Origin of the sequence: Thiohalocapsa halophila (assembly GCF_016583825.1) — a bacterium.
GTDB classification, from domain to species: Bacteria; Pseudomonadota; Gammaproteobacteria; order Chromatiales; family Chromatiaceae; genus Thiohalocapsa; species Thiohalocapsa halophila.
The window spans coordinates 1-10,133 of the sequence record NZ_NRRV01000108.1; the positions used below are offsets into that span (position 1 = coordinate 1).

The following is a 10,133-nucleotide window of genomic DNA, read 5'->3' on the forward strand; positions in this document are numbered from 1 at the left end:
GGGCTGGGAGTTGCGACTCGAGCAAGCGTGGGCCATCCTCGCAAGCGCACCGGCAGCCCCGATTTCGGACAAACAAAGGACAGACCCGACTTGGACGACCCTCTGACGCAGGCCTTTCCCGCCTGCCTTTTACCAGACAACCTGACACTCATCCCGGGTCTGCGTGAGGTCTACGAGCTGCACTTGGCCTGGCTGGAGGCGCAGACGCTGTCCGGCGCCGCACTTGTCGAACAGGCGGCATACTTCTGCTCCGTCGACGGGCGCCCCACGCGCCACTTCCTGACCTGTGTCGGCGAGACGCTGAAGCTCCCCGACTTCTCCTCGGCGGGGCTCAGGTCATTCTTCAAGACCAACAGCTTCCGCACCGGGTACGCCACGCATGGGCTTTTCCCCTACCGGGGCAAGTTTCACCCGCAGATGGTCCGAGGCATTCTGAACGTGATCGGCGTCGGCCCCGGTAAGACGGTTCTGGACCCGATGATGGGCTCAGGCACCGTGCCCATCGAGGCGGCGTTGCTGGGTGCCGATGCCGTTGGCGTCGACATCAGCCCCTTTTGCACCTTCATGACCGAGACCAAGGCGTCCGGGCTCACCATGTCATTGGAGCGGGCGGAGGGCGCGTTGGCAAGCGCCGAAACGACGTTCGATTACTTCGTCCGCCGCCATGGGGTCGCGCTTCCCACTGCCGGGCAGCAGCTGGCGCAGGACGACGATCTGCGGCGGGTCATGGAGGAGGGAGCCGACTATGTGGTGTCCGGCCGTCGTTTCCGCGATCGCGAGACGGCGGAGACCTATGCGTTGCTGTTGCTGGCGTTCCTGGACACCATGGGCTACACGCAACGCTCGCAACGCAAGCCGCCGCTGGAACAGTTCCAAGGCATCCTGGAACGGTATCTCCACTGCTGCCGCAAGTTCCAGCAGGTCCGCGGCGCTCAGGGCTTCGATCTGGGCCGGATCGACGCTCGACAAGGCGATGCACGGCAGCTTGGCCTCGCCGACGAGTCCGTGGACGCGATCCTGTTCTCTCCACCGTACAGCTTCGCGATCGACTACGCCGAGAACGACGCCTTCCACCTGGCCGCCTTGGGCGCCGACCGCGCGGACCTCGACAAAAGCATGATCGGGTTGCGCGGCGGCAGCAGACTTGCTGACAAGTACGACTGCTACCTGGAGGACATGAACGGCGCGCTGCGCGAGTGCCACAGAGTGCTGAAGCAAGGGTGCCACTGTGTCATCGTCGTCGGCACCAACAACAACCAACTGAGCAAGGTGCTCAAGCTGCCCGCGGATCAAGTGATCGGGCTGCACAAGATCTTGCGCGACGCTGCCGAATCGCTTGGTTTCTCGTTCAGCGCGGAGATACCGCGCGCCATCAAGGGCATTGCAAACACAATGCGCGAGGAATACATCGTGTTTCTGAAGAAGGAGTAACAACCACACTATGCCCGCACGACAAGCGACCGCTTGCAGGCGCTATCGCAAAGCCCGACCGTCCGCGCCCTTCGGGATCTTCGGCACATCAAAGCTCTCGGCATTATGCTCGACGACGACAATGCGCAGCGCGCCGTTGATGCCGGTCAGATCTCGCCAAAGGCCGAAGTAGGGCTCCAACTCGCCGATGTTGCCGATGCGGTCGGTCAAGTAGATTTTGAGTCGGTTGCTGGGCACGACGAGAAAGCTGCCGATGGTCGCCGTCTCCTTCATAGTGAGGAACAGCTTATTCAGTGCCCGATGGCTGGATGAGATGTTCCCCGTCTCCCACTCAAAGGCGACAAAGCCCTCCGGCGTCGTCTTCAAGGCATCCAGGTCACCGGTGCGCAGGACGCTGGAGCCGACATCGGGCAGCTGCTCCACATCCCAGCCGCGCTCCCGAAGGACGCGGATGCACGGTACCTTGATAAGCTTGACACCGTTGCCCTCGCCGCTCTTCTTGCCGCTCTCCGGATAGATGGTGAAAGATCCGGACCCATGCGGCCAATCCGTCAGCGCGACGGCCTCGCGCACATCGTCCCAGGCTTGCTGCAACGCTGCCGAGCGCTGAAAAAGCTCGGGATTGAGGATGTCGTGATGCTCAAGAAGCCGCACGGTCCTCCCCTTCCCCAGCCAGGACCGCAACGACATCTGCCAGGAGTCGCTCGGGCCGAACGCCCAGCGGACCGGCAAGCTGGAGGATGGTCGTCAGCGACGGCTGCCGCAGACCCCGCTCCAACAGCGAGATGAACGTCCGGTCCAGCTCGCTCTCCTGCGCCAATGCCTCCTGCGACAGCGAGCGCCTGCGCCGCAGATCGCGCAGCACGATGCCGAAAGCCTGCTCAGGCTCCATGTTCCGCTCCGACCGGGTAGCAGCCGGCAGCCTAAGAACCCATCAGACAATAGTCGACGGACTATAGTCTTCAGGTTATACCCCCTCCGTGCTAGGATGCCCGCGGGACAACAGAGGATCGCCGATGAGTTTCTCCGATCAGTTCTTCCGTGCCCTCGACGTCGCGCCCGGCGATCGGCGCGAGATCAATGCCTTCGCTGAGCGCAGCGGCGTGCCAGTGGCGCGGCTGCGTCACTACAACGACGCCAACATCCTGCCGAGCGGCGAAGACCTGCCGCGGGTGCTCGCGGCGGCGGGCATCACGGAACTGGAGCTGATGCTCGCGATGGGTCGCCTGTCCCGCGAGACGCTGAACGCCATCCAAGCCAATGCGGCGACCATTGCCAAGCTGCTGGAACCGCAGCCGGCATCCGACGCGCAGCCGCAGACCGCGACCGCCGCACCTCGCATCGCGCTGGAAACTGACCTGGGCCGCCTGTACCAAGGCGACTGCATGGACCTGATGCCCACCCTGGACAGCGATTCGGTGGACATGATCTTCGCCGACCCGCCCTTCAATCTGAAAAAGCTCTACCCATCCAGCATCGACGACAATCTCAAGACCGAGCGCTACTTGGAATGGTGCGAATCCTGGCTTACCGAGTGCATCCGCCTCCTTAAGCCCGGCGGCGCGCTGTTTGTCTGGAACCTCCCGCGCTGGAACGCCGAGCTTGCCGCCTTCCTGAACGGCCGGCTGAGCTTCGTCCACTGGATTGCTGTGGACATCAAGTACAGCCTACCTATCCAGCGCCGCCTATACCCGTCCCACTATTCCCTGCTTTACTACGTGAAAGGACCGCAGGCGCGCGTCTTCCACCCGGACCGCCTGCCCATGCAGGTCTGCCCCCACTGCGCCGGCGACCTGCGCGACTACGGCGGCTACAAGGCCAAGATGAACCCTAAGGGCGTCAACCTCTCCGATGTCTGGTGGGACGTGTCCCCGGTGCGGCACGCCAAGTACAAGCGCCGAAACGGCGCCAACGAGCTGCCGCTCAAGGTCCTGGACCGGGTGATCGAGCTGTCAACGGACGAGGGAGATCTCGTCTTCGATCCGTTCGGCGGGGCCGGTACCACCTACATGGCCGCCGAGCTCAAGGCGCGCCGATGGCTCGGTATCGAGATCGGCCCAACGGACGACATTGTGCGGCGGTTCACGGAGCTCGAGCAAGACCGCAAGATCCTGGCCAATCACAGGAAGGAACTAAACGCGCTCTTTCCAACGGAGGTGCTCATCGCTAGGGAACGGACGGGTTGGTGGACTACTGAATCGATCCGGAACAAGCCTCGAAATGTCAAGAATAACCTGAACCTCGGCTAAACATGTGGACCTAATGGCTTACGAGGGCCACACTACGATAGGGCTCTTATGCCCTTCGAATACTCAACGCCCATAATCACGTGATCTCGGCCATGAAATCTCTCGTATTCTTCAACAATAAAGGAGGCGTCGGAAAGACCACACTCGCCTGCAATGTTGTGTCGTTTCTCAATACGCAAAAGGGGAAGCGTACTTTACTTATAGACGCGGACCCGCAATGCAATGCAACCCAGTCCATCTTGAGCGACGAAACTTGCGAAGATATCTACCTGAACGAGAACCCGGAATACGAAACAATCTTCTCGTGTTTATCCCCTCTCAGCGAAGGTGAGCCTACAGCAAATACCGCGATAAACCCAATTTTGGGTTCGAGGAATCGCTTTCTCACCGACATAATACCCGGACATCCGGGAATGAGCATCATCGAAGACAAGCTGAGCGACGCCTGGGCCGGCCTGCGAGCGCGGGACATCGGCGGCTACAGAGTCACTAACTGGTGCAACGAGTTACTTGGCACGTTAAACAGCCGCTATGACTTAGTAGTATTCGACGTCGGACCGTCTCTCGGCGCGTTAAACCGCTCTGTCATATTATCCTGCGACTTCATCGTAACCCCGTTTGGATGCGACATATTCAGTTTACTAGGAATAAAAAACATATCCGGATGGATACAGCAGTGGCAAAAGCAGTACGAAAAATCGATAGAGGACACGAAAGAGGATCAGCCGGAAGTCTTCCGCAAGTACAACATAATCGCCGAGACCAACGACAGATTTCGTTTCGCCGGATACTCGGTGCAGCAATATGTCACAAGATCCTTTAAGACTGGCCGAAGGCCGGTTAAATCGTACGACCGCATTATGAAGCAAATACCAGGCACAGTGAACGAGGCCATGGCTTTCCTGATGCCCAATCAACTGGATAGAACCGACTTGGAACTGGGACACATCCCCAATCTATACAGTCTCATACCAATGGCGCAATCTGCAAAGTCGCCAATACACGAACTCTCGAGTGCAGATGGGTTGGTGGGCAGCCAGTATACGCAAGTAAAATCTTATGCCAAGCTGATCTCTTCGCTTTGCGACAAGCAGCTGACCAATATTCGGGAGTCCCCGTGATCGCTTGGCCAGATGCTTTAGTAAGAGAAGTTGCGAGGAGGCGTTGCGTCCTTTTCTAGGGCGCCGGCGTTTCTGCTTCCGCGGCTGATCCAGAAGGCAGGCGACCGAAAGGCTGGCAAGAGCTACTGCGCGACGCTTGCAATTTGGTACGGAGCGATGAGGCACGAGCAGCCATCGAAGAAATGGTCGCGGAGAAGCGCTATCTGTTATGTTTACAGGCAATTACACAAGAGACGGATCGATCAGACTATTACGATTTTCTCACTGCACACTTCAACAATCCCGGATTTCAGCCAGGCGAATTACATCGCATTATCCTGGCCCTCGATTCCAGGCTGGTAATAACGACAAATTTTGACAAGATATACGAGCGCCTGTGCCTCTCCTCATCCCAAGAAGGTTACAAGGTAGTCAATTACTATACCGATTCGCTAGGTGATGAACTGCGCTCGGACACGAGACTTATAATTAAAGCCCACGGCACAATTGATGACATCCAGCGAATGGTTTTCACAAAATCCGAATATCATTCGGCAAAGCGAAATTATCCACAATTCTATACGCTCCTCAAATCAATATTCCTAACAAATACCTGCATGTTTATTGGCTGCAGCCTTGACGACCCGGACGTGCTCCTGGTCCTTGAAGATGTGAGGATCACTGCCACAAGTCAGCGCCCGCATTATGCGCTCGTTCTTGAAGGGGAGCACAGCACATATGCTCTACAAGATTGGACAGACGCATTTAACATCCGGGCGCTCGAGTACGGCCCCAGCCATGACGACCTTCTGATAGCGCTTCAGGACCTGCAAAGCCGCGTGGATGAATATAGAAGTATCAATCCTCAGGGATAAATTTCGTTGCCGGCGGGCATCCCTCGGTGGTTGTCAAGCCAGTTGTCGCCGGCACCGTGATTCTCGGGTCTTGGTACGACCGACCTGTGGCCGTTAGCGGCGCTCGCCGAGTGATTCGAGCGACCGCCGACCATGGATAACCGCGAGAACGTGGATATCCTCGCCTGCGAGTGCATAGATGAGCCGGTAGCTATAGACGAAATGCTCGCGGATATTCTCGTCCTGCCGCTCCGGTACCATGCGTCCCATCCGAGGCTGGGTCAGCAGAAGGTCCGAGCACTCGAAGAACGCGCTGACGACCCGGCGTGCCAGCACCAATGAATCGCGAGCGATGTAGGCGGCGATGGCATCAATGTCGTCGAGTGCCTCCGCTGCCCAGATTACTTCTCCAGCCATCTGCCCAGCCGCTCCTTGGCTTGGACGGTGTCGAGAGACCGCCCGGCAGCGATGGATTCCTGCCCCTTACGAATCTTCTCTTGGACATACAGGTGATATTGGATGTCTTCCATGCTGACATCGTCAGGGAGTCTCCGCAAAACTTCCACGGCCTGCTCTTTGGCGGTTTGCATCAGGCTACCTCTGGTCTCGCTGCCGCTATGGGACAGGGTTGCGCCGACTGCTCTCGTCGTCAAGCGTAGCCTGCGGTGTCGGGCTCCAGGCTCGTCGGCGCGTTGAGCGGGTTGACCCACCGGTCGGTGGTCAGCGGTGACTGCACCGTCTCGCATGGGAGAGTTCGTGATCGTTGAGGTTGATGATCAGCCACAGAACAACAAGGCAGCACCGAGATGATCCACGGCGGCCACTCCCGAAGGCTCCTTGGTCCGAAGCGAAGCGTCGCCGGGCGCAAGGAGCCAGCTACCAGGCACTCCGACTTGGCAACCTGCACCCGGCACTAGGCACCACGCACTGCGCACTCCGTACCCCGCCCTTCACCCTTCAAACTTCAAACTTCAAACTTCAAACTTCAAACTTCAAACTTCAAACTTCAACCTGGATCCGTGACCTAGGCAGCCCGCCTGCCCGACAAACTCTCGCGAAAACAGAGGGGTAGCGGTAAAATCTGGTCTCTGTCCTCATCACCTGACAGGTGGCCCGATGCGCCGTTTCATCATTGCGGAATCCGAGGCGGATTTCACCTCCCACGCCGGACTCGGACTCATTGGCCAGGCGCTGGAGCGCTATACCGATCTTGCGGATGACGCGGCGGCGGTGGCACCGTTGCGCAGCGACGCGATGCCGCATCGCGATATGCTCGCCTGCTACGTCGCCTTGCTGTGTCTGGGCAAGAGCGACTTCGAGGCGATCACGGGCTTTCGCGAGGACGCGTTCTTCCAGGCGGCGCTGGGGCTGGATCAGGTGCCGTCCGAAGGGATTCTGCGCCAACGCATGGACGCGTACGCCGACACCTACCGCCGCCTGATCATCGACGCATCGCTCGCGTTCTTGCGCAACGTTCGCGCACCCGTGACGCCCTTGGCCAACGGCTTGGTGGCGCTCGATGCGGACACGACGCCGTTGGACAACAGTGGCTCGCGCAAGGAAGGCGTCTCGCACACCTACAAGGGCCACGATGGGTTCACGCCCATGGCCGCCTATCTGGGTGCCGAGGGGTGGTGCTTGGAGCTGGAGCTGCGCGAGGGCAAACAGCACTCGCAGAGCGCCACCCCGGCATTGCTGGAGCGGGTCTTGCCCCGCGCACGCGTCCTCACCGATCGCGCTCTGCTGTTGCGCCTGGACAGCGGCTACGATGCCATCGAGAACATCGCCGTGATCACCGCGCACAACGAGCAGCACGGCGAGGGCGTGCCGGCGCAGTACATCATCAAATGGAATCCGCGCCAGGAGAGTCGCGAGCAGTGGCTCGCCTATGCCGAAGCGCACGCCGAGTGGGAAGCGCTGCGTCCCGGCAAGCGCGTGGCCGTCTTCGACGTGCGCCTCAAGCGCACCCATGGCGGCTATGAGTATCGGCTGCGCCGGGTCATGCGCGTCACCGAGCGCACCATCGACAAGCACGGCCAACAGCTGTTGGTGCCGGAGATCGAGCTCGAGGGCTGGTGGACGAGCCTGTGGCAGCCATGCGAGGAGATCATCGCCCTCTATGCCGATCACGCTACCTCCGAGCAGTTCCACAGCGAGCTCAAGACCGACCTCGACGTCGAGCGTCTGCCCTCGGGCAAGTTCGCCACCAACGCCTTGGTGGTCGCCTGCGCACAGCTCGCCTACAACCTGCTGCGCTGGATCGGGCAGATCGGACTGCTCGGCCGCGATGCACCGCCACGGCGCAAGGCCAAGCGCCGGCGCCTGCGCACCGTCATGCAGGAGCTGATGTATGTGGCCGCGCGTCTGATCCGCACCGGCCGGCGTCTGAAGCTCGCCTTCGGCTGGGGCTGCCCAGCATTGCCCGTCTACCGACGCCTCTACGCGCAACTGGTAGGCACTTAAGCGCGGCCGCCGCCTCGGGGCTGGCGCTGCGCATGCGCGGCGTCGGCCGCCTATTGCCCATCGCACTGATCGGACGCCCGCAACGGTGCTCGTCCCTCCAGCCCGGGCACAAGAAGCGATACGCTGAACCCTACTCGCCACGCATTTCGCCTTCATTCCCCCGCTGGTAATCAGAGCGCTCATTGAGTTCACGGATTCAGGTTCAAACTTCAAACTTCGTCAGCCCCCATGTCCAACATTACCCTCGACAACGTCGCCAAACGCTTCCCCGACGGCACCGAGGCGCTGAAGCCGACGGATCTGACCATCGAGGACGGCGAGCTGTTCGTGCTGGTGGGGCCGTCGGGCTGCGGCAAGTCCACGCTGCTCAAGCTGATCGTCGGGCTGGAGCGGCCCAGCAGCGGCGAGGTCCGGGTCGGCGGCGAGACGGTCACAGGGAGAGACCCGAAGGACCGCAACATGGCCATGGTCTTCCAGAGCTACGCGCTCTATCCGCACATGAGCGTGCGCGACAACCTGGCCTTTCCGCTGAAGCTCGCCAAGGTGGACCGCGCCGAGGCGGACCGGCGAGTGGAGCGCGCCGCAGAGCTGCTGGAGCTGGGGGAGCTGCTGCACCGCAAGCCCGCCGCGCTTTCCGGCGGACAGCGCCAGCGCGTGGCCATGGGGCGGGCCATCGTGCGGGAGCCGGCGGCCTTCCTGCTCGACGAGCCGCTGTCGAACCTCGACGCCAAGCTTCGCGTGCAGATGCGAAACCAGCTGGCAGCGCTACAGCGGCGGCTCGGCACCACCACGGTCTATGTCACCCACGACCAGACCGAGGCCATGACCCTCGGCAACCGCATCGCCGTGCTGCGCAACGGCGAGATCCAGCAGGTGGGAAGCCCGCAGGACCTGTACCGGCGCCCGGCGAACCGCTTCGTCGCCGGCTTCATCGGCGCACCGGCGATGAACCTACTGCCAGCGCGTATCGAGGACGGCCGGCTGCGCCTGCCGATGACGCGCCTGCCGCTGCCGGAGGGGCTGCGCGATGCCCTGCCCGCCGGCACCGAAGCGGTCATCGCGGGCATCCGCCCGGAGCACTTTCATGTCACGGACGGCGCGGGGGCGGACACCGACGCCGGCGGATTCCGCGTTCGACCCGACCTGGTGGAATGGCTGGGTGCCGATGTCTTCGTGCACTTCGACGTTTCGGCGCAGGACAGCAGCGCGCAGGCAATCGCGGGCGCACGGACCACGAACGAGGACGGCGATGCCGACGGCGACACGCGGCTGCGCGTCACCGCGCGGGTCGCCAGCGACACCGACGCCCAAGCCGACGCGGAGATCACGCTCGCCGTCGACGCCGACCAGCTGCTGCTGTTCGACCCCGACAGCGGCCTGCGCCTCGGGCCCGAGGACCGCTGAGGGCGGCCCGGGGCCCTTTGCCGACTGGGATCGCCATTCCGTGGGAGCCGAACCCCTGCCGCGACACGCAGCTGCCGGCGCTCTGGAAGCCATCGCGGCCAGAGGCCGCTCCCACGGACTCCCTCCGATGTGGGAGCGGCATCCTTGCCGCGACGTGCGGCCGCCGGCGCTCTGGAAGTCATCGCGGCCGGAGGCCGCTCCCAGTGCGCCCGCGAGGGCGCCTCATCAGCACGGTGAAAGTCCGTGTCGGAGTAAGCCGAAGCTCCGTAGCCAATGGTAACTGCGTCGCCGCGAGGCGGGGTGGAGAGCAACCGGAGGCGAACTGTCGGTCTGCAGGATAACGAACCCGATTCGGCGGGGTGTCGTGGCGAGCCCACTGGGAGGCGGCGAAGCCTGAAACTCACCGTGGACGCTGGTGTACGGCGTGTAAAGCGATCCACGGGCGGCATCACGTGGTTGGGGGCGGAACGACAGGAAGGTGAGGCGAGGTAAGCGGGGAGACCTGCCGGCGGAGGTGACCGCCGGCAGGAGTCAGAGCCCGCATAGTAGTGCATGTTCGCGATCGGACGGCCAAGGGCTGACATGGCGGAGACGCCGGTCCTAAAGATGCCTGGGGGGCTGCCCCTGCCGAG

10 protein-coding genes are annotated in these 10,133 nt (G+C 61.8%); 6 read left to right on the forward strand and 4 right to left on the reverse strand.

Annotated features, from left to right (window positions below; translation table 11 throughout):
* The coding region (locus CKO31_RS24130; protein WP_369075146.1) for a TRM11 family SAM-dependent methyltransferase at positions 1 to 1,431 on the forward strand (1,431 nt) is incomplete at its 5' end.
* Between the two features lie 42 nt (positions 1,432 to 1,473).
* Here the strand turns inward: CKO31_RS24130 and CKO31_RS24135 are convergent.
* Together CKO31_RS24135 and CKO31_RS24140 are read right to left on the reverse strand one after the other, a co-directional pair.
* Complete coding sequence (locus CKO31_RS24135; RefSeq protein ID WP_200242821.1) at positions 1,474 to 2,085, reverse strand: PDDEXK family nuclease; 612 nt, start codon at positions 2,083 to 2,085, stop codon at positions 1,474 to 1,476.
* A complete protein-coding gene (locus CKO31_RS24140) occupies positions 2,072 to 2,323 on the reverse strand; it encodes a helix-turn-helix domain-containing protein (protein WP_200242824.1) in 252 nt (83 codons plus the stop codon). Before CKO31_RS24140 ends, CKO31_RS24135 begins: the two co-directional genes overlap by 14 nt.
* A 124-nt stretch (positions 2,324 to 2,447) precedes the next feature.
* Between CKO31_RS24140 and CKO31_RS24145 the strand changes: the two genes are divergently transcribed.
* From CKO31_RS24145 to CKO31_RS24155, 3 genes are all read left to right on the forward strand, one after another.
* On the forward strand, positions 2,448 to 3,680 hold the full coding sequence (locus tag CKO31_RS24145; RefSeq protein WP_200242827.1) for a DNA-methyltransferase: 1,233 nt from the start codon (positions 2,448 to 2,450) through the stop codon (positions 3,678 to 3,680).
* A gap of 92 nt (positions 3,681 to 3,772) precedes the next feature.
* Positions 3,773 to 4,801, forward strand: a complete 1,029-nt coding sequence (locus tag CKO31_RS24150) for a ParA family protein (protein WP_200242829.1) — start codon at positions 3,773 to 3,775, stop codon at positions 4,799 to 4,801.
* A 182-nt stretch (positions 4,802 to 4,983) separates the two neighbouring features.
* Positions 4,984 to 5,655 carry an SIR2 family NAD-dependent protein deacylase gene (locus CKO31_RS24155; protein ID WP_200242832.1) on the forward strand — a complete coding sequence of 224 codons (672 nt, stop codon included), beginning with the start codon at positions 4,984 to 4,986 and terminating at the stop codon, positions 5,653 to 5,655.
* A gap of 93 nt (positions 5,656 to 5,748) precedes the next feature.
* Here the strand turns inward: CKO31_RS24155 and CKO31_RS24160 are convergent, their stop codons facing one another.
* Both CKO31_RS24160 and CKO31_RS24165 read right to left on the reverse strand, forming a co-directional pair.
* Positions 5,749 to 6,051: a type II toxin-antitoxin system RelE/ParE family toxin gene (locus tag CKO31_RS24160; RefSeq protein WP_200242835.1), complete on the reverse strand. Its 303-nt coding sequence runs from the start codon at positions 6,049 to 6,051 to the stop codon at positions 5,749 to 5,751.
* Positions 6,036 to 6,224 (reverse strand): hypothetical protein, encoded by a 189-nt coding sequence (locus CKO31_RS24165; RefSeq protein WP_200242838.1) that lies wholly within the window; start codon positions 6,222 to 6,224, stop codon positions 6,036 to 6,038. The genes CKO31_RS24160 and CKO31_RS24165 overlap by 16 nt, the downstream gene beginning before the upstream one ends.
* A 526-nt stretch (positions 6,225 to 6,750) precedes the next feature.
* Here CKO31_RS24165 and CKO31_RS24170 point away from each other — a divergent pair.
* Both CKO31_RS24170 and CKO31_RS24175 read left to right on the forward strand, forming a co-directional pair.
* Positions 6,751 to 8,097, forward strand: coding sequence for an IS1380 family transposase (locus tag CKO31_RS24170; protein WP_200242841.1), 1,347 nt, complete (start codon positions 6,751 to 6,753; stop codon positions 8,095 to 8,097).
* A gap of 228 nt (positions 8,098 to 8,325) precedes the next feature.
* The gene (locus CKO31_RS24175) at positions 8,326 to 9,501 is read left to right on the forward strand and encodes an ABC transporter ATP-binding protein (protein WP_200242844.1); all 1,176 of its coding nucleotides are present in this window, start codon (positions 8,326 to 8,328) and stop codon (positions 9,499 to 9,501) included.
* The last annotated feature ends 632 nt before the right edge of the window (positions 9,502 to 10,133 follow it).